The organism is Coraliomargarita algicola, from assembly GCF_033878955.1.
Lineage (GTDB): Bacteria > Verrucomicrobiota > Verrucomicrobiia > Opitutales > Coraliomargaritaceae > Thalassobacterium > Thalassobacterium algicola.
In genome coordinates this window covers 2600698-2621341 of the sequence record NZ_CP138858.1, presented here as the reverse complement: position 1 = coordinate 2621341, position 20644 = coordinate 2600698, and the positions used below count along the sequence as shown (strand labels likewise).

General features: G+C 51.8%; 13 protein-coding genes. 8 read left to right on the top strand and 5 right to left on the bottom strand.

The annotated features are described in order from the left end of the window. Positions 1–84 precede the first annotated feature (84 nt). Positions 85–1638, top strand: a complete 1554-nt coding sequence (locus SH580_RS10540) for a sigma-54-dependent transcriptional regulator (RefSeq protein ID WP_319834940.1) — start codon at positions 85–87, stop codon at positions 1636–1638. A 170-nt stretch (positions 1639–1808) separates the two neighbouring features. Further along, complete coding sequence (locus SH580_RS10535; protein ID WP_319834939.1) at positions 1809–2981, top strand: peptidylprolyl isomerase; 1173 nt, start codon at positions 1809–1811, stop codon at positions 2979–2981. 153 nt (positions 2982–3134) lie between these two features. Here the strand turns inward: SH580_RS10535 and SH580_RS10530 are convergent, their stop codons facing one another. Continuing rightward, complete coding sequence (locus SH580_RS10530; RefSeq protein WP_319834938.1) at positions 3135–3803, bottom strand: 7-carboxy-7-deazaguanine synthase QueE; 669 nt, start codon at positions 3801–3803, stop codon at positions 3135–3137. A 50-nt stretch (positions 3804–3853) separates the two neighbouring features. Beyond that, positions 3854–4423 (bottom strand): hypothetical protein, encoded by a 570-nt coding sequence (locus SH580_RS10525; protein WP_319834937.1) that lies wholly within the window; start codon positions 4421–4423, stop codon positions 3854–3856. A gap of 384 nt (positions 4424–4807) precedes the next feature. Here SH580_RS10525 and SH580_RS10520 point away from each other — a divergent pair, with 384 nt between their 5' ends. The 6 genes from SH580_RS10520 (at position 4808) to SH580_RS10495 (ending at position 13131) form a co-directional block, all read left to right on the top strand. Beyond that, positions 4808–7477: a class I SAM-dependent DNA methyltransferase gene (locus SH580_RS10520; RefSeq protein WP_319834936.1), complete on the top strand. Its 2670-nt coding sequence runs from the start codon at positions 4808–4810 to the stop codon at positions 7475–7477. Continuing rightward, on the top strand, positions 7474–8223 hold the full coding sequence (locus SH580_RS10515) for a HEPN domain-containing protein (RefSeq protein WP_319834935.1): 750 nt from the start codon (positions 7474–7476) through the stop codon (positions 8221–8223). The genes SH580_RS10520 and SH580_RS10515 overlap by 4 nt, the downstream gene beginning before the upstream one ends. A gap of 65 nt (positions 8224–8288) precedes the next feature. Next, positions 8289–9203 (top strand): DUF488 domain-containing protein, encoded by a 915-nt coding sequence (locus SH580_RS10510; RefSeq protein WP_319834934.1) that lies wholly within the window; start codon positions 8289–8291, stop codon positions 9201–9203. Continuing rightward, entirely contained in the window at positions 9200–10036 is an 837-nt protein-coding gene (locus tag SH580_RS10505; protein WP_319834933.1) for a DUF8758 domain-containing protein, read from the top strand. Before SH580_RS10510 ends, SH580_RS10505 begins: the two co-directional genes overlap by 4 nt. 6 nt (positions 10037–10042) lie before the next feature. Next, the gene (locus tag SH580_RS10500; RefSeq protein WP_319834932.1) at positions 10043–11962 is read left to right on the top strand and encodes a DEAD/DEAH box helicase; all 1920 of its coding nucleotides are present in this window, start codon (positions 10043–10045) and stop codon (positions 11960–11962) included. Positions 11963–11964: 2 nt separating this feature from the next. Continuing rightward, the gene (locus tag SH580_RS10495; RefSeq protein WP_319834931.1) at positions 11965–13131 is read left to right on the top strand and encodes a GIY-YIG nuclease family protein; all 1167 of its coding nucleotides are present in this window, start codon (positions 11965–11967) and stop codon (positions 13129–13131) included. On the opposite strand, the gene dnaE is transcribed toward SH580_RS10495, so the two are convergent. From dnaE to glgA, 3 genes are all read right to left on the bottom strand, one after another. After that, on the bottom strand, positions 13128–16826 hold the full coding sequence (gene dnaE / locus SH580_RS10490) for a DNA polymerase III subunit alpha (RefSeq protein ID WP_319834930.1): 3699 nt from the start codon (positions 16824–16826) through the stop codon (positions 13128–13130). The two genes, SH580_RS10495 and dnaE, sit on opposite strands and share 4 nt — an antisense overlap. A gap of 450 nt (positions 16827–17276) precedes the next feature. Beyond that, on the bottom strand, positions 17277–19244 hold the full coding sequence (locus tag SH580_RS10485) for an alpha-1,4-glucan--maltose-1-phosphate maltosyltransferase (RefSeq protein WP_319834929.1): 1968 nt from the start codon (positions 19242–19244) through the stop codon (positions 17277–17279). Between the two features lie 39 nt (positions 19245–19283). Beyond that, the gene (glgA, locus tag SH580_RS10480) at positions 19284–20495 is read right to left on the bottom strand and encodes a glycogen synthase (protein WP_319834928.1); all 1212 of its coding nucleotides are present in this window, start codon (positions 20493–20495) and stop codon (positions 19284–19286) included. Positions 20496–20644 lie beyond the last annotated feature (149 nt).

Sequence of the window (20644 nt, the reverse complement as noted above, 5' to 3'; positions counted from 1 at the left end):
TTTTCCGCCCAAAATGGCGTATTTAGTATGTAACTTGCTTTAATATCGCCTAGGCTTCTTATTCATTCACCTATTCAGATCAGTATGAGTCACGCACCTATCACGCCTAAAGTTCTCGTTATCGATGATGATAACGATCTCCGCTATTCATTAAAACGCGTCCTTTCCGGGCGTCAGTACGAGGTGCTCGAAGCGGCCAGCGGCGAAGAAGGCTTGAGCATGGCGGAGCAGCACAATCCACACGTCATCCTGCTGGATAATCGTATGGGAGGCATGAGTGGAATGGAGGCCTTACAGCATCTGCGCGGGATCAATCCAAATGCGATGATCATTTTGATGACGGCCTATGGCACCACTCAGACCACGATTGAGGCCATGAAGTTCGGAGCTTTCGATTACATCATGAAGCCCTTCGATCTGAAAAAGATCCTCACCTTGACCGAGTCGGCCATCGCGGCGTCGAAGGATTTGGATAAGGCGGGCAAAGAAGAGGCCGCTCCGGCCGTTTCAAATGAAGATATCGAGGGCGGCATTATCGGAAGCTCTTCCGCGATGCAGGAAGTTTTTAAAATGATCGGTCAAGTCGCCGCCAGCGATGTCACCGTGATGGTGACTGGTGAGAGTGGCACCGGTAAGGAGCTGATCGCTCGTGCTATTTATCAAAATAGTCTGCGTGCCCAGAAGCCCTATATCGCAGTCAATTGCGCAGCGATTCCGGAAAATTTGATCGAGAGCGAGCTCTTCGGCCATGAAAAAGGCTCTTTCACTGGTGCGACCAATCAACGTATCGGTAAGTTCGAACTCTGTGATGGAGGCACGATTTTCCTCGATGAGATTGGCGACATGGCGTTGACCACTCAGACCAAAATCCTGCGCGCCCTACAAGAAGGCGAGATTCAACGCGTCGGCAGCAGCGAGACCATCAAGGTCAACGTCCGCATGCTGGCGGCCACGAATAAGCCGCTGGAAGAAATGGTCAAAGACAAGACCTTCCGCGAAGACCTTTATTACCGTCTTAATGTCGTTCGCATTCAATTGCCGCCGCTGCGTGAGCGCAAAGAGGATGTGCCGAAACTGATCGACTTCGTGTTGAAGCGCCTCGCCCGTGACAGCAAGGCCGACACCAAGTCCATTTCGCCCGAAGCACTGGCCCTGCTCAATCAATATCGCTGGCCAGGCAACGTGCGCGAACTCGAGAATCTCATTTACCGCAGCGCAGTGCTGGCGCAGGGCGACATGATTCTGATCAAAGATCTGCCACAAGAAGTCGTGAAGGCGATCCATGCCGCGTCTCCATCGGCCGCGCCTGAGCCATCTACCACCGAAGTCGAGCCTGTTGCGGAAGACGCAGTCGTTGAAGTCGCCCCTCAGGAAACTATGGAAACTGCGGCAGTGGCCGAGCGAGTGCCTGCACCCGACCCTACAACCCTGTTGGGGCAGCCACTTCCCGATCCCTATGATGCCGTTTACCAGGCATTACGTGATTCGCATGATACCAACATTTTGGAACATGCCGAACGTGCACTGATTGCCCGTGCACTTGGAGAGTCCGGTGGGAAGCAAGTTCGCGCCGCTGAAATACTCGGGATGACACGTGCGACCTTGCGTAAGCGGATCGATCAATACGATCTCGGATAGACGGCAATCGCAGGCGATCAACAGTGAGCCCGATCGCTTAAAGGGAGCTAATTATGAACTTTATTGTTCAGGCTCTGTCTCTTCAAAATCAAGATAGTCAGTTGACCTTTTGATTCGAGGCGCAAATCTAGCGGCCTTTCACCCCGAAATTCTATTCACACAACACTTATATGTATTCCAAATCGTATCGATTTCTTCTCGTGGCGCTAATGGCCGCGACTCCAGCATTTGCTCAAGATCACGCAGGTCACGATCACGCGGGACATGATCACGCCGGTCACGACCACGCCACTCCAGCAGTCGCCGCAGCCGTTGAAGCTGTGGAAGTGTCCGAAGACGAGTTGATCGAAATTGTAGGCTATCTCACAGCTCAAGGCGGTGGTGTGGCTTCCTTACAGCTCGACGCAGAGCAAGTGGCGGTGCTTGCCGATGGTCTTGAAAAAGGTTTAACAGGCGAGTTGGATCTGCGTGCGTTCGATCAAGCTGATGTCGAAGCCGCATTTGCCGAGGCACAAGCACGCGCCGAAGCCATTCAGGCTGCAGCGGAAGAATTTCCCAGCATCAGCTCCGCTTCATTGCAAAAGATTGGTGCTGTGATCGTGATGCAGTCCGGATTACAGCAACTCGGTTTCGGCAGTGAAGAAGCTGGCAAGATTAGCAAAGGTTTCGCCAAGGGCGCCATGGACCAGGCTCCAGATCCTAGCTTAGAGGCCAAGATGCCTGCTTTCCAGGAGTTCATTCAGACTCGTATTCAAGCCGCTCAAGCGAGCATGCAAGCGCAGCAAGCTGAAATGATGGCAGCTCAGGCTGCAGCACAAGAAGCCGCTATGGCCGAGTTTAAGGATGTTGCGGATGAGTGGAAGGAGAAGGACAACTTTAACATCGTGCTCGAAACGACACAAGGTGATGTCGAAATCGAGTTAATGCCCAGCATCGCACCGCTTGCTGTGGCGAACTTTGTGGGTCACATCGAAGACGGCTATTACAATGATCTCATCTTTCACCGTGTGATCGATGGCTTTATGATTCAAGGTGGCGACCCCTTGGGCCAAGGCACCGGTGGCGAGTCCATCTGGGGCAAGAATTTTCCCGATGAGTTCAGCCCTGAAGCTCGTTTCGACAGCGAAGGCATGCTCGCGATGGCCAATTCCGGTCCCATGACAAACGGTAGTCAGTTTTTTATTACCACCAGCAAGCCTGAGTGGCTCAACGACAAGCACACCATTTTTGGTAAAGTCGTGAAAGGCTATGACAACGTGGTGAAGATTGAGAAGGTCGAAACCGGTGCCGGCGACAAGCCCGTCGAAGAGCAAAAAATCGTGAAGGCCTACCTCGTCGATTAAGCGATTTCGCTACATTCATTTCCGAAGCCCGCCCAGTGAAAACTGCGCGGGCTTTTTTTAGCTGCTCATGCGGATGCTATTTGTAGGGGCGCGACTTGTCACGTCCGCGCTGTGTGAGAGCAGTTTTCTTCGAGCTGACATAAACGGACACTATCAGAAGCCCTGTTTCGGATCACCGCCTAAAGGGGCGGCGGGTGCGCTGCGCGTGTCTTTGAGGTCGGCTGCATAGTGTTTGTGCATCTGCCAGCCTGCGCGGTAGGGGGCGCCCTGCGCTTTCACCCATTCCGTAATCGCGTCTAAGGTGGCGGCATCGTTGTGCCTCGACCATTCAGGATGTAGCCAAACGGGCTTGGTCGTTGCTCCGATCACCTCGGCGTATTCCTCAATCGCTTCCTCGCGATCGACGATGATTTTAAATTCGTCCGCGCGCTCAAGGTTGACCGCTAGCGGCAGCTTCCAGCGTTTCGGGCTGAGGGTGATCCAGTCGAAGTCCCCCTTGATTTCAAAGGCACCGCTCGTTTCTAAATGCACCTTTTGTTCGATTGCATGCAGCGCATCGACTAGGGGCGCTAGATTGTGAATTGCGGGCTCGCCGCCGGTGACGACGACAAACTCAGCCTTGGTCTTGGCTACTTCCGTGACCAGAGTCTCGACCGAGAAGCGTTGGATTTTTTCGGGAATATAGTCCGGGTGCCAAGTCCCCGCAGAATCACACCAAGGGCAATGCACCGGACAACCAAAGGTGCGAATAAAATAAGCCGCTCGGCCCGCGTGCACGCCTTCGCCTTGGAAGGTATAAAACTGTTCGTGAATCGGGAGCATGGCCAGAACTTCAGTCCACGCGCCCAAGATGGCAACTTGAATTTAAAGCACTACTTGCGTCGACGCATCGCCACGCAGGCCAGTGCGAAGATACCAGCCAGAGCCGCGTAAGTGTTGCTTTCGGGCACGACGGTCAGCGTGACGCTGTCGGCGTTTGCACCAGTCCCCCAGTTCCATACGTAGCTGCCTGGCGTCGCGCCGATATCTGCGATTGTCTTGTTATTGAAGGTCGATGTTGCATTGAGGCTCTCGCCAGAAGCGTAGTCAGCGGGCACTAGCAATGTGGTAATTGTAGTATAGAAAAATACTCCAAGCGCACTCCCCGTGTTGCTGTCGCTCGTGAAATTTCCCCCAGGTCCAAATGGGATCGAGGGCAGGAGGGAGTATATGTCAAATTCACCTGTTCCTACTAAAAACGAACCCGCGCTACTCGAGAGCCCGCCACCGCCAAAGTTACCGGAGTCTTCATAAGTCAGATCTGTAAGATTGGCAGTGCCAGTTACTGTCGCAACGACGTCGACCCCCACCGCCTCAAGTGTTACGTTGACTGCGGCTGAGGCTGAACCCGCTACGAAAAGTGCTACGAGGCATACGATGGGGAGTTTAGATGTAGATCGCATAATGGTTGTGTGTGGTGATTGCTCGCTAGAGCTTTTTTCGTGCCAAACTAGCTTTTGAGGCGATGCAAATGTGTATGCAAGCTCTTTTTAAGTCTCAAAAAACGAAACTTAATCGTATCCTATATTTGAATACTCACCATTGCCACGTAGCTGTGAGTTTAGTCGCTTTTGCTAGATTTGGTGTTGGTGCTGATTTGTTTGGTACCCCTGCTATGTATAACAATGCAGTAAGAAGTTCGTGCCTCGGGAGAGTCGTTTGTAGCGAAGTTCGTTCGACAAGCATGAGTCTATCGAATTGGCGAAGCGGTTTCTATTTATACTAATGCGATTTGACGGATTTTTAACTTAATTGACGCAGTCAAGAATAGTCACTTTGTTGTCTGGATGCATTACTTTGAGGTCGCTGACAACATTACATCACTAGTTCGGAAACTCCCCGAGCAAAGCGAGTTTATCTATGCATTTCTTGAAGCCTATGGCACGCCGCAGGCGAATGTCACACGTCTGAAGTCGGGCACGATGAATTTGGCTAAGCTGGAGGGCGACTTGTTGTTTAAGAAGAAGCTCTACTTTAAGCCGACCGAGGGCGATTTGTTTGCGACTCTGGATACGTTGAAGTCGGACAAAGCCATGCTGTCCAATGATCCGCGCTTTTTGTTGGTCACTGATTTTCAACATCTGGTGGCGCTGGATCGTAAGACGGACGACACGCTGGACTGTAAATTGGCGGACTTGCCGAGCCATTTCGACTTCTTCCTGCCGCTAGCAGGGATGGAGAAGACCAAACTTTCCAACGAGAACCCAGCCGACATCAAGGCTGCTGAGCGCATGGCCAAGCTATTTGATGCGATCCGCTCTCACAATCCGGAGTTCGTGGAAGCCAATAGCCATGCCATGAATGTCTTTCTGGCGCGCTTGCTGTTCTGCTTTTATGCGGAGGACACCGGCATCTTTCCGGAAGAGAATGCGATCAGTAACGCCATTGCCTCACACACCGCGGCCGACGGTAGCGACTTGCACGACTTTTTTGTGCGACTGTTCGATATTCTCGACCGTAAATCGCGCGCGGGCCTACCGCAACACTTGCAGAGCCTGCCCTATGTGAATGGTGGACTCTTTCGTGAGCATTTTCCGATTCCTGAGTTCTCGATGAAGGCGCGCCGCATGATGCTGGAAGCGGGTGAGCTTAGCTGGGCCGACATCAACCCCGACATTTTCGGTTCGATGTTCCAAGCGGTGATCGATCCCGAAGAAAGGCACAATCTAGGGCAGCACTACACCTCGGTGACCAACATCATGAAGGTGATCGAGCCGCTCTTTTTAAACGATTTTCGTGAGGCCTTTGAAAAGGCCTGCAGCCTCCGGCGCGGCCAATCACAAGCACTCCATCGTCTGCTGGAACGCATCGCTAAGGTGAAAATCTTCGACCCTGCCTGTGGTTCGGGTAATTTCCTGATCATCGCCTACAAGGAGCTGCGTCGCTTGGAGATGGACATCTTTCAAGAGTTGCAGCGGACAACCGGCGAACTCCCACTTTCAGGCCTACAAGTCAGCCAGTTCTACGGCATCGAAATTGCCGACTTCGCCGCCGAGACCGCCGTGCTGGCGCTTTGGTTGACCGAGCATCAGATGAACTTGGAGTCTAAACGTGTCTGCGGCCAAGCTCCCGACAACCTCCCGCTCCGCGATGGAGCCAATATTAAATGCGCCAACGCCTGCCGCATCGATTGGGAAAGCGTCTGCCCGAAGGAAGACGGCGATGAGATTTATATCTTGGGCAATCCGCCGTATCTGGGAGCCAGCATGCAGACTGCTTTGCACAAATCCGATATGGCGTATGTTTTTACAGGAATAAAGGGCTACAAGAATTTAGACTTCATTGCTTGTTGGTTTTTTAAGGCGGGAAAGTTTATCACGAATTCCAACATAAAAGCTGCATTTGTGACTACTAATTCGATTTGTCAGGGCGAACAGGTCGCATTGCTGTGGCCTCATGTTTTAAAGCGTGGCTTAGAAATTGGATTTGCGCATCAGTCATTCAAATGGACAAATAACGCGAAAGGGAATGCAGGCGTCACCTGTGCGATTGTTGGGCTCCGGGTTAAATCAAATGAGGCCGCAATTCTCTATCGTGGAGGCTTGGCTAGTCACGTAAAAGTGATCAATCCTTATCTATCAACTGGGGCAGATGTAATCGTATTTAAGCGTTCACGGTCCATCTCAAACCTGCCCCCGATCAGTTATGGTAGTAAACCTGTTGATGGTGGTAATTTGATCTTGTCCGTAGAAGAGCGCCGGAGCCTGATTGAAGAATACCCATCGGCTGCTTCGTTATTAAAGAAATACATTGGCTCAGTTGAATTTATTAGAGGCAGTGTTCGCTATTGTCTTTGGATCGAAAATCAAGACCTGCAACAAGCACTTGAGACTAAGCCAGTATTTAATCGTATTAATCAAGTTCGAGAAATGCGATTAGCTAGCCAGAAAGCCACGACCCGAGAGGATGCAGAGAGGGCACATGCATTTAGCGAAATTCGGTATCAGAAATCTGAATCGGTCATCATTCCAGAAGTGAGTTCAGAACGACGCGAATATGTGCCATCTGGTTTTCTGGATAAAGATACCGTCATATCTAATCTCGCATACGCAATCTACGACGCCGATCCCACTATCTTCGGCCTACTCACCTCTCGCATGCACATGACTTGGGTGCGCGCAGTGGCGGGACGTTTAAAAACCGACTATCGTTATTCGGCAGGGCTCTGCTATAACACCTTCCCCGTCCCCAACTTAAGCGCTACGCAAAAGCAGGAACTAACGACGCAGGTGATGCAGGTCTTGCAAGAGCGCGAGAACCATCCGGAAAAGACGATGGCTCAGCTCTATGATCCGGACAAAATGCCCGCCGGCCTGCGTGCCGCGCACCAAGCACTCGATCTCACCGTCGACCGCCTCTACCAAAAAGCACCTTTCACCTCCGACGAAGAACGCCTCGAACATCTCTTCAAACGCTACGAAGCCATGATCGCAAAAGAACAGGAGGGGAAGAAATGAGTGACGACATAACTAGTGAACCTCACTCAATTAAATGTGCCATTAATACTTATGCGGTTAGAGTGTTCCGTGAAATCGCTGATCAAGATTATATTGCAGCGAGAGTTTGCTATCACAATGGCTTAATACCTCAATATTTAGCCTTAGCGCAGCAATGTATCGAAAAATACTTAAAGGCAATTTTGCTCTTCAATCGTGTCGAGGCAAAGAAGGTTCAGCATAGTATTGATCAGTGCCTTCTTAAAACAAAGGAACTGAAATTTGAGTTGGAATTGAACGACAATGTTTACGAATTCATCAAGAGATTACAGAAGAACACTCCATCTCGATATTTTGAAAGGTCCCACCATACAGATCCGTATGAAGTGTGGAAACTTGATGAGACTGTTTGGTTTATTAGGCGATATTGCCGAGTTTTAGATTATGAAATAGAAACAGAGAATAAAATTGTTAATTCGCTCTCTCTAGAGCTTGAGTCGATTAAAAACGCGGTAAGCAATCCACTTGCTTATAAAATTGTAGGTGGTCTGCTTGAAGCGATCCTAGAAAAGAAGGGGCACTTGTCTCGACCTGCGCTGATTTATAAAAATTTATATTATTCAACTTCAAGTCGGAGAAGAGTTCAATCAGAAGAAGGGTATTATAGATCATCTTATGCACCAGCGTTCCAGCATCCTGAAATAATTCCATACCTTGACCGTTATATTAAAATTGATCGTAAAACGAAGGATTTGAGCGTGAAATGATCGAGTCTCTTTATGAGGAAATTTCAGCTTTGCTTCAAAGCATACATTGATTCAATCTTAAAATAATGATCACTCGTTCAGTAAAACCAAAGGCGCCGACCTATAAGCGCCAACGACTTCTTCTATTCTTTTTGGAGGCGTTGGATGGGGCGGTGTCTAAAATGGATCTGCAAAAACTCCTCTTTCTTTATCATGCAGAGAAAGAGGCTGAGCATTATGCTTTCGTGCCTTTTCGCTATGGTTGCTACTCTTTTCTGGCCGCCGATGACCTTGACCTGATGGACAAACGGGGCTGGATTTCAGTAGGTGAGAAGGAGTTCTCATTAGTTGAAGATATTAGCCGCGAGAGTTGGGCGCGTCAGAACGAAGAACGGCGTGCAGTTAAGCGCTGGCTTTATCGTCATCCAGAACGCGGAGAGGACTTGGTGCACACGACCTATCGTCGCTTCCCTTTCTATGCAATCCACAGCGAAATGAAGGAACGTCTGCTCAGCCAGGAGGAGTTAAATGCGGTGGCGGCCTCATTACCTGAAGTGAAACCAGAAGAAGTGATCGTTTTTACCATTGGTTACGAAGGTATTCATTTTGAGGAATATTTGAATAAACTCATTCGCAATCGAGTGTCCGTGCTTTGTGATGTGCGACGTAATCCACTGAGTCGTAAATTTGGGTTTTCTTCGAGAATGCTAAGCAAGGTCTTACCGAAGCTTGGGATCGAATACGTCCATTTTCCAGAGTTAGGGATTGAGTCTGATAAGCGGCAGGAGCTTAACTCGATGGCCGATTACGAGCGTCTCTTTGCGGGCTATCGAGAAGAACTTCCGACCCGCCGTGAAGGCTTGGAACGTTTACAAGAGGTGATTGAGCAAAACAAACGTGTCGCGTTGACTTGTTTCGAAGCGGAGCCTCATTGTTGTCACCGTCATTGCATTAGCGATTTACTTGAGGCCGATATTGGTTACAAAGTAACGCATCTATGATCGAGCGAATTCTGATAGCTGTAAAAACCTACCCCACGCTGTCGAGCAAGTATGCTGAATTAGTCTGTACCGCGGGAGTGAATGAAAGCGGGGAATGGCGACGTATTTATCCAGTGTGCTTTCGCCAGCTACAGGACGGCAGTCAGTATCAGAAGTATCAGTGGGTCGAAGCGGATATCGAGAAATCGACCACTGATGGTCGCCCAGAAAGTTATAAGATCAAAAATCCGGATAGTCTGAAGTTAATCGGCGGACCAATCCCGACTGCGGATAAATGGTTGGCTCGGAAAGAAGCCTTCCACAATCAAGTCGCACTAGAGACGAACATCGCGGAATTAATCGAACAAGCGCATGGGAATCTCGCCTCATTGGCACATTATAAACCCCAAGAGATGACGGATTTTGTCGTCGAAAAAACGGATCGTGAGTGGAATCCCAAGAAGCTTGAGTTGTTAGAAGCGCAGAAGCAGCAATTTGATCTGTTTAAAGACGAGGCGACGATTGAAGAAGAGTTCAAGGTGGTCAAAAAATTGCCTTATAAATTCTCCTATAAATTCAAAGATGTCAGTGGCAAAACGCCGAAGCTGATGATTGAGGATTGGGAAATCGGTGCACTCTATTGGAACTGTCTAAAAAATGCGGATGGAGATGAAGCGGTTGCTGTTCAGAAGGTGCGCGAAAAGTATTGGGACACTTTCGTTCAAAGCGGAAAATACGATCTCACCCTCGTGCTAGGCACAACTTTGCAGCACCACAACAAACGTGCACCCAATCCTTATGTGATCATCAGTGTCGTTCCCACACCTTATGATGCTCAAACATTACTTTTTTAGTTTATAATGCCTAACCTCGTAGAAGTCACTTACGGCCAGACAGGCCAGAGCACCAATACCGATGCCTTCGGCATGCGCGAAATGCAGGCGCGGGTGTATGCCCAGCGTGATGCGCAATACTTGTTAGTCAAAGCGCCGCCTGCTTCGGGTAAATCGCGGGCCTTGATGTTTTTGGCCTTGGATAAGATGCAGCATCAGGGCGTGCGTAAAACCATCGTGGCGGTGCCAGAGCGATCGATCGCGGCGTCCTTTGCGTCGACTCGTTTGTCGGCTTATGGCTTCCCGCATGATTGGAGCTTGGAGCCGCATTGTGACTTGTGCGCGACGGATGGGGATGCGGGTAAAGTGCGGCAGTTTCGGGAGTTTTTAACTAGCTATGATTCTGTGCTGCTGTGCACACACGCGACCCTTCGCTACGCATTTAAAGAAGTCGAGACGTCCGCCTTTGACAATGTGCTACTGGCGATTGACGAGTTTCACCATGTTTCTGCGGATAGTGACAACCAGCTAGGAGAAGTGCTGCGGGATGTCCTGGCGAAGTCCAGTGCGCATATTGTGGCGATGACTGGCTCTTACTTCCGTGGAGATCGCGTGCCCGTGCTCGCACCTGAGGACGAAGCGCTGTTCCGGCATGTCACCTATAATTATTATGAGCAGCTCAACGGCTACCAGCACCTTAAATCGCTGGGGATCGGGTATCACTTTTATCAGGGCCGTTATACTTCGGCGATTGCGGAGGTGCTGGATACGGATAAGAAAACGATTCTCCATATTCCAAGTCCGAACGCAGGCGAATCGACCAAGGACAAGCATGGTGAGGTCGGGCATATTCTCGGCATGATCGGGCGTGTCATTTATACTGATCCAGAAACGGGCATTATGACGGTCGAACGGCATGGCGATCAAAAGCAGCTCAAGGTAGCCGACTTGGTCTGGGACGTTAAAGAGCAACGCGACCGAGTGGTGAATTATCTGCGCAAGATCCGTCAGCCTGAAGAGATGGACTTAATTATCGCGCTGGGCATGGCGAAAGAAGGCTTTGACTGGCCCTTTTGCGAGCATGCTCTGACGGTCGGCTATCGCGGCTCTTTGACGGAAGTGGTGCAGATCATCGGGCGCTGCACTCGTGATAGCACGAACAAGACGCACGCGCAGTTTACTAATCTGATCGCACAGCCCGATGCAGGTGACGACGAGGTCAGCTTTGCGGTGAATAATATGCTCAAGGCGATCACATGTTCCTTGTTGATGGAGCAAGTGCTAGCGCCCCATTTTAAGTTTAAAACCCGTGTTTCAGAGGATGAGGTCAACGCGCCTGGGGAACTGAAGATCCGAGGATTTAAGGAGCCCAGCTCACAACGCGTGAAGGACATCATCGAATCCGACCTCAACGATTTAAAGGCGACGATTTTACAAGATCGTTCGATGCAAAAAGCCATGCCGGGCGATGTCGACCCCGAGGTGATCAATAAGGTCTTGATTCCAAAGATCATTCAAAAGAAATACCCCGACCTCGATGAGCGTGAATGTGAGGAATTGCGTCAGCATGTTGTGGTGGACTCTGTCATGGTGGGCGCGGTGATGGAAGATGGCGGCGATCGCCGTATCATCCGCATGGCGAACCAGTTTATCAATATCGATGAGCTCAACATCGACTTGATCGATTCCATCAACCCCTTCCAGAAAGCCTTTGAGATCCTTTCCAAGCAGGTGACGCCCCCCGTGCTGAAGGCGATCATGGACTGCATCGCGACCACTCGTTTGCAAATGACCGAAGCGGAAGCGCTACTGTTGTGGCCTAAAATCAAAGCCTTTGTGAAGACGCATGGGCGTCCACCTTCCTTGACTGCCTATGATGGACAGGAAAAGCGGATGGCCGAGGCATTAGTGTTTATTAAGCAGCAACGCAAGCAGCAGGGACTTTAAGCATGGATGCCGAGCAACTAAAACAATTGATCGCGGATGATGATCTCGGCTTGCTGGATGTGAAGCCAGTGCAGTCGACCGCGCAAAGTGCAGAAGAGCGCTTGATCGATAAATTTCACCAGATCACCGAGTTTTATCGCTTACATGCGCGTGAGCCCGAAGTGAATCCATCAAATATGCAAGAAGCGCAATTGGCGATGAGCCTCAGTGCACTGCGCAAAGACGAAGCAAAGTTGCAGCTGCTACAGAACTTCGATGAATTTGGTCTGCTCGCGACACTGGAACCACCCGCATCGATGGAAGATATTTATAACGATGACGACCTTGGGCTTTTAGATGATCCTGCGCCCGAGGTAGACATCTTCAACCTGAAGCATGTCCGAAGTCAGATTGAGATGCCCGACTACATCGCGCAGCGTGAAGCATGCGAAGACTTTGATCGCTTTGAGCCACTGTTTAAAAATTGTCATCAAGACTTGAGAAGCGGTAAGCGGCAGATGTTACCTTTTGCCAATGAGCAACAGATCGAAACTGGGCAGTTTTTTGTGCTCAAAGGCATCATGGCCTACGTCGCAGCAGTCGGTGAAAAAGAGCTTAAAGGTGGTAAGGTCAACGCGCGGATGCGCTGCATCTTTGAAAATGGGACAGAGTCTGCGATGTTGCTACGATCGCTGGCGCGTGAACTGTATAAAGATGGGCGTCGCATTACTGAGCATGAAGATCGCTTGGTCAAAGAACTCGATGGCCTGACGGATACCGATCAGCAAACTGGAACTATCTATGTGTTAAGGTCTCGAAGCCAGAATCCGAAGATTGCGCAAAATAAGGATTTATACAAAATCGGCTACAGCCGTGGCTCGGTGGAAGAACGCATTAAAAACGCTGCAGATGATCCTACATATTTGATGGCACCAGTTAGAATTGTTACTAGCTTTGAGTGCTATAACCTCAATCCGCAGAAGCTGGAACTGTTGCTGCATAAGTTTTTTGCAAAAGCTTGCCTAGAAATCGATGTTTTTGATGACGTAGGCAAACGACATACGCCGCGAGAGTGGTTCGTGGCACCGCTAGCAGTGATTGAAGAGGCGATTCGTCTGACTTTGTCTGAAGAGATCCCGGATTATTTCTATGATGCGGAGACGAAATTGATTCGTATGGCACAGTCCTAGAATTTCTTCCCTCGCTTTTCCCACGGCTTGCGATCATCAATCGGTTTCAAGTCGATGGCTTCGATTCGCACCCCGGCGAGGGCGGGGTGGCGGCGTAGTGATTTGAAATTAGTGCCGGTGATTGTGAAGGTGAGTGATTGCGCCGTTTGGGCCTCCAGGATTTGGTCTTCGACCAGGAAGCTGATATTCACACGCGTCTCTCCGTATTGCTCGTCGATGGTGTCGCGTAGTAGGTTGATGAATTCGACGGCTTTGCTATTCGGGTAGAGGATGAAATTAATGCGTTGAATGAGTTTCGGAATCGAGACCTCTAGATCGAAGATGTTATGCGCGGCCAGGCTCATCTCTCCATTGCGGCGACCGATAATGCCATGGATCAATGCGAGTTTTCCATCCTCCAAGCGGTGCCCCTCCTTGGCATATGGATCGGGAAACATGATCATCTCGAAGCTATGGTTGCGAGTGGCCAGATTGAAGACTGCCATTTGCTTGCTGTCTTTGCGCGTGTATTTGATCTGTAAATTGCTGACGATTCCGCACAGACGGAAGCTGCTGCGGTCGTCAAAGTTAAACAGGTCGTCGGGGTGGCGAAAGCTGTCGATGGCATCGTCGAGAGCGGCATAAGCATCCATGGGGTGCCCGGAGATGTAGAAGCCCAGCAGTTCTTTTTCGTAGCGGAGCTTTTCGGTCATGCCCATCTCCTCGACAGTGCGTCGATTGCTGCCAGGTTTGTCTTCGTCGGCCACGCCACTATCATCGCCGAGCATGTCGAAGAGGCTGCTTTGGCCCGCTTCGCGATCTTTGCGGGCGCTTTCTGCTTCGGCGAGTTCGGAGTCGAGCCCATCGAGTAGGCTGGCACGGTCCTCGCCCAGCGAGTCGAAGCCACCGGTTTTGATCAGCGCTTCCATCACCCGTCGATTGACGGCTTTGTCGGAGTTGCGAACGATGAAGTCGGTGAAATCTTTGTAAGTGCCATTGGCGTCGCGTTCGGCGATGATCACTTTGGCGGCACCTTCGCCGACGCCTTTGATGGATGCCATACCGAAACGAATACAACCTTCGCCCTTTTCAATGACTGGGGTGAAGTCCGCTCCGGACTCATTTACATCCGGGCTGAGCACCGGCACGTTCATCGCGTTACACTCTGCGAGGAAATTGGATAGCTTGTCCGCATTGCCTTGCTCGGAGGTGAGCACGGCCGCCATGAACTCCACCGGGTAGTTGGCTTTTAAATACGCAGTGCGATAACTGAGCATCGCATAAGCTGCGGAGTGCGACTTATTAAAACCGTATTGGGCAAATTTCTCCAGCAAGGCAAAGATCGATTCGGCGGTTTTACGGTCGATGTTGTTGGTTTCCTTGGCGCCTTTGATGAAGACGCCCTTTTGCTCATCCATCACCGACTTAATCTTCTTACCCATCGCGCGGCGCAAAATATCCGCACCGCCTAGTGTATAGCCTGCGATGATCTGTGCAGATTGCATCACCTGTTCTTGGTAAACCAATACCCCGTAAGTTTCCTGCACTAGCTCTTTTAGCAAAGGGTGGGGAATCTGCACCGTAGAGGGATCTTTTTTACCTTCGATGAACTGCGGTATGAACTGCATCGGCCCAGGACGATAGAGCGCGATCAACGCGATAATCTCCTCGAAGGAGCTCAGGCCGATCTGACGACAGAGCTGCTGCATGCCACCGGATTCCAATTGGAAGACGGCGGTGGTGCGACCGGAGTTGAGCAGGTCGAAGGTTTCTTTGTCTTTGAGTGAGACTTTCTCGACGTTGAAGTCGGGCATGTCACGCGTCATGCGTACATTCTTCTCTGCATCGGAGATCACCGTCAATGTCTTGAGGCCCAAGAAGTCCATCTTGAGCAGGCCCAGGTCTTCCGAGGGGCCCTTGGGATACTGCGTGGTCAAATCACCTTCCTGCAGGGTGACGGGGATTAGATTGGTAATGTCTTGGTCAGCGATGATCACACCACAGGCATGTTTACCTGTGTTGCGAATCATCCCCTCGATCACGCGGCCTTGGTCGAGGATGGATCGGGCGACGGGGTTTCGGTTGACCTCGGCCGCGAGTTCCGGCGATTTCTTGACAGAGTCGTCGAGCGTAATGTTCAGCTCGTCGGGGATCATCTTGGCCAGTTTGTTGGCCTCGGCAAACTCCAGATCGTTGACGCGTGCCAAGTCGCGAATGATCATTTTGGCTCCAAAGGTGCCGAAGGTAATGATATTGGCCACGCGGTCTTTGCCGTATTTATCGCGCACATAATTGACCACTTCATCGCGTCGCCGCATACAGAAGTCGACGTCGAAGTCAGGTGGCGAGACACGTTCCAAGTTAAGCATCCGCTCGAATAGCAGGCCGAAACTGAGAGGATCGATGTCTGTAATCTTCAGCACGTAGGCGACAATACAACCTGCACCCGAACCACGGCCAGGGCCGACGGGGATACCTTGTTTGCGTGCCCAGGCAATGAAGTCCCAAACGATCAGGAAGTAATCTACGAAGCCCGTGCCGGTGATAATGGCGAGCTCGTATTCGAGTTGTTCGCAATAGCGCTTGTCTTGGGCGGAGGCATTTTCCCAGTCCGCCCGGCAGGCATCGTAGTCGGTGCCGTAGCGTTCCTTTAGGCCGATTTTACAAAGCTCGAACAGGTAGAGTCCGTTGCTTTTGTGCTTAATTCGTTCGGCCTCCGAGAGTTCGATCGGCTCTTTGCCGTCGCGCACCAAAATTTCGTTTTTCTTGGCGACGTAGATGTCCAGCACGCGCTCAAAATTGACATGGTCGTTACCACTTTCGATTTCGGCGGGGCGTTCGTAAACAGGATAGTGGTCTTCGCCGAAGGGGAGTTTGACCTCGCACATCTCTGCGATGGCGGAAGTGTTGGTGATGGACTCAGGCACTTCTTTGAAGGCGAGGTCCATCTCTTCACGCGACTTTAGGTAGAACTGTTGCGCATCATAGCGCATACGTTTCTCGTCGCGTATCTTCGCTCCGGTTTGGATACACAGCAGTGAGTCGTGCGGCTCCCAATCGGTTTTATTGACGTAGTGTACATCATTGGTGGCGACGACTTTGAGGTCAAATTCAGCCGCAATTTTGAGTAGGCCCGGTATGATGCGACGCTGTTCTTCGATCCCGTGATCCATGATCTCGATGATGAAGTAGTCCTTGCCGAAAATATCGATAAACTTGGCGGCCGCCGCGCGGGCTTCTTCGAACTCGCCCTTGAGCAGATACTGCGGAATGACGGCAGCCAAGCAGCCGGAAAAGCCGATCAGGCCTTCGCTGTGTTCGGCCAGAGTTTTAAGGTCGGTGCGCGGGTTGCGGTAGAAGCCTTGCGTATGCGCCTTGGATACGATTTTGCACAGATTCTGGTAACCCGTGAAATTGCGTGCGAGTAGCCCCATGTGGCGGGACTTTTGTTTGGCGCGCTCTTCGTTGACGGTGGCCAGTTGATCTTCGTAGACGAGGTAGACTTCGCAGCCTAGCAGCGGCTTGATCCCATGCTTTTCTGCTTGTTTAAAAAAACTGGTCAGACCATAGAGCACACCGTGGTCGGTGATCGAGAGGGCCTTCATCCCCAGTTCGGCGGCACGTGCGCACAGTCGATCCGTCCGGCTACAACCATCCAGCAGACTGTGATCTGTATGGACGTGAAGGTGGACGAATTCAGTATCTTTCTCTGGCATGGGAAGGGGGAGATTGCGCCCCCTTATCTTCAATGCAAGCAGAAGCTATTCACAGTCGAAAATGCGTCCTTGGGAGGGCGGATGATCCCATCCGCAGCGTGCACTAAGTGCTGCTGTTAGGCTTCAGCGCACGGATTGATTACTTGAATGCCAGTTTGCTCGAAGTCGCTAACATTCCGTGTGGCGATGGCTACGCCTTGTTCTGCCGAGAGGGCCGCGACTAGCAAGTCGAGTTCGCCAATACCGAGTCCAGCTTGGACGCGAGCTATTGCAATACTCTGGGCACGGGCGCTGGACGCATTAGCTCAGAAACGACGTTGGTATGCTCGGGCAGCTTTCGTGTGGTTATAGATGTCAATCCCAGGGGCATGTCGACGCGTAGGCAATGGAATGCTTTCTTACGGAGCCGGGGGATTTTGCATCACACAATATTTGAAAGATCGGAATTGCTTAATCGATAATCTGGAAAATATGCGCAGGACAGGTGTGTGGGTTGAGCTCCAGGTAGGGGAAGCTGTCGTGCCACAGATATTCCTTGGGGGCTGCGGCGAATTGATCGACGAGGCGTAGGCTGGCTCCTGCGGCGAGGCCCAGGGCTGCGCCGCTGAGGTCGAGGCTGCCGACTTGTTTGTTTTCCCAGTCCATGTTGACCACCACGATGAAGCGGTCAGTCTTTTCGAAGTTCTGCTTTAAGTAGGCGATAATGTGAGTGTTGGTGCAGGGGATGAACTGCACATTAAAGGTGCGCTGGAAGGCTTCGTGGTTGTTGCGAATGGCATTTACACGGCTGATTTCGGCGCGAATATTGCCGGGCTTGTCGAGGTCCCAGGCCTTGAGCTGATACTTCTCGCTGTGATTGTTTTCCTCTTTGCCGGGATAGGGCTCATGGTCGAGTAGCTCGTAGGCGGGTCCATAGATACCGACGTTGGAAGAGAGTGTGGCCGCGAGTATGTAGCGACCGATGAAGGTGGCGCGGTTGCCGGTTTGCAGGTCGGCGTGTAGAATGTCGGGCGTATTGGGCCAGAAGTTGGGCCAGAAGTAATCCTTGGAGTCGCCCTGCGTGAGCTCTTCAACGTATTGCTGCAGCTCGGCTGCGGTGTTGCGCCAGGTGAAATAGGTGTAGCCGTGGGTGAAGCCGCCTTTGGCCAGGAAGTATTTGCGCTTGGGACGGGTGAAGGCTTCGGCGAGGAAGATGACTTCGGGGTGCTGCGCCTTGATATTGAGGATGCACCAGCGCCAGAACTCCATCGACTTGGTGTGTGGGTTGTCGACGCGGAACACTTTGACGCCTTGCTCGATCCAATATTCGAAGACGCTTTTGAGCTCGTCCCAGAGGTTTTCCCAGTCGTCGGACTCGAAGTTGATGGGCAGGATGTCCTGGTATTTCTTGGGCGGATTTTCGGCGTATTGCACGGTGCCGTCCGGGCGCCAGCGGAACCATTGTGGGTGTTCTTTGACCCAGGGGTGATCGGGCGCGCATTGGAAGGCGATGTCGAGGGCAACCTCCATGCCGCGCATTTCGGCTTCGTCGAGGAAGTGTTTAAAGTCTTCGAGGGTGCCTAACTCGGGGAGGATGGATTTGTGGCCGCCTTCGGCTGCGCCGACTGCCCATGGGCTGCCCACGTCGTCGGGGCCGGGAGTGAGGGTGTTGTTTTTGCCTTTACGAAACTCGCGACCGATTGGATGGATCGGTGGGAAGTATACGATGTTGAAGCCCATCTCGTGGATCTGGGGTAGGCGTTTGGCGGCGTCTTTGAAACTGCCATGGGTGACGCCATCGTAGAAGCAGGAGCGTGGGAAATATTCATACCAAGCGCTGAAGGCGGCAAGTTCGCGCTCGATCAGCATCAGGGAGCGGGGGCTGGTGGTCTCCCATGCGCGCTGGGGGTAGCTGCGGGCGATGTCGGCCACATGGCGGCTATAGGCTAGGCTGATGCGCGTCTCGATGTCGGCACTGGAATCGGCGAGGTGAGCGGCCCATTCGCGTAGTTGTTCGGCGTGGTATTCGCTGGCGCGGTCGGCTGCGTGTTCGAGCAGTTCGGCGCCGATGCGGCATTCCAAGTCGAGGGGGACGCCTTCTTGGTGCTTTTTCTTAAAGCCTTCATACCAGCTGCCGTAGTGGTCGATCACGCCAGCGACTTCATATTCGAAGAGGCCGATGCTGTCGGTGCGGTAGGTGGTCTCAAACTCGTCGTTGCCCAATGCTGCCATGGGGAGCACTTGCCAGTCATTTGTATCTACCTTGCGAATACGTAGTTCGACTTGTAAGAGGTCGTGTGAATCGGCAAAGGCATAGGCTTGGAAAGGGATCCAATCGCCGATGACCCGTTTGAAGGGGTTGCGTCCGCCGTCGATTGACGGGGTGACGTGATCGATGACGACACGGCGAGTGCCTGCGGTTTTAGCTAAGAGAGACATTTTGGGGAGAATTAGGAAAGAGGAATTAGGAAAGAAGAATTAAGATTTTTGTAGGGAGACGTAGAGGTCGCGCGTTTGTTGGGCGATGCTGGTCCAGCTGAATTGTTCGACGGCGCGTTTGCGGCCGGCTTTGGCGAAGCGTTCGCGTTTTGCGGGATCGTCCATCAAGCGGTTGACTTGATGTGCCAGGTCCTTGGCGTATGCGGTGGGATGGAGTGGCGCGAAGGGGCTCTCGTGTTGTTGCGCGACGGGGACCAGGAAGCCGGTTTCGTCGTGGACGACGACTTCGGGGATGCCGCCTACGGCGGAGCCGACAACGGGGGTTTCACAGGCCATGGCTTCGAGATTGATAATGCCGAAGGGCTCATAGATGGACGGGCAGCAGAAGACGGCGGCTCCGGAGTAGAGCTGAATGATGTCGGTCTTATTGACCATTTCGTCGACCCAATAAATGCCATCGCGCTCTTGGCTGGCTGCGGCGACAGCGGCTTTCATCTCGGCGGCGATCTCCTCGGTGTCGGGCGCGCCGGCGCAGAGCACGACATTATAATTGTCGTTCATGTACTTGATCGCTTCGACTAGGTGGATGATGCCCTTTTGGCGTGTGATGCGGCCGACGAAGAGTACGTACGGCTTGTCATTGGGAATGTTGAACTTGGACAGCGCAGGGCTGGGATCGACGGGCTTGTATTCTTCAGTGTCGATGCCGTTATAAATCACATGCACTTTTTCGGGAGCTACATTGAAGTGTTTGAGGATGTCGGTCTTGGTGCCTTCAGATACGGCGACCACGGCGTCGGCCATTTCAAGTGCGGTCTTTTCGACCCAGCTGCTAAAGTCGTAACCGCCTTTGAGTTGCTCGCGTTTCCAGGGGCGGAGGGGTTCCAAAGAGTGGCCGGTGATGACGAGCGGGATGCCGTAGTTCATCTTAGTCATGATGCCGGCTAGGTGAGTATACCAGGTGTGGCAGTGTACAACGTCGGCCTCGTTGCCGTCGGCGTTGTAAGTGATGGCTCGCTGGGAGCTGCCGAAGATGGAGTGTAAGTGCTTGGGCGCACCATACTGACTGGTGTCGACGGGATAGCCTTTTACCTTGAGCGGGTAGCCGCTCTGTTCTTGATCGCCAAAAGCGCGCACATCGACGTCCACATCGGGTAGTTTGGCGAGTTCCTTGGTTAGATATTCAACATGCACTCCTGCGCCGCCATAATTGTAGGGTGGATATTCGTTACTGTAGATGAGTGCATTCATAGGTGATCTTGGTTTGTGTCAGTGGACGCTGTTCTACGGGCTTTTTAATCTTAAATTAGGTGCGTGCTCAAGGCTTTTTAGAATCTCTACTGGCAACTTGAAATTAGCTAGGAATAAAGTCTCTTTGCTGACTCTCACTTATTACCAAC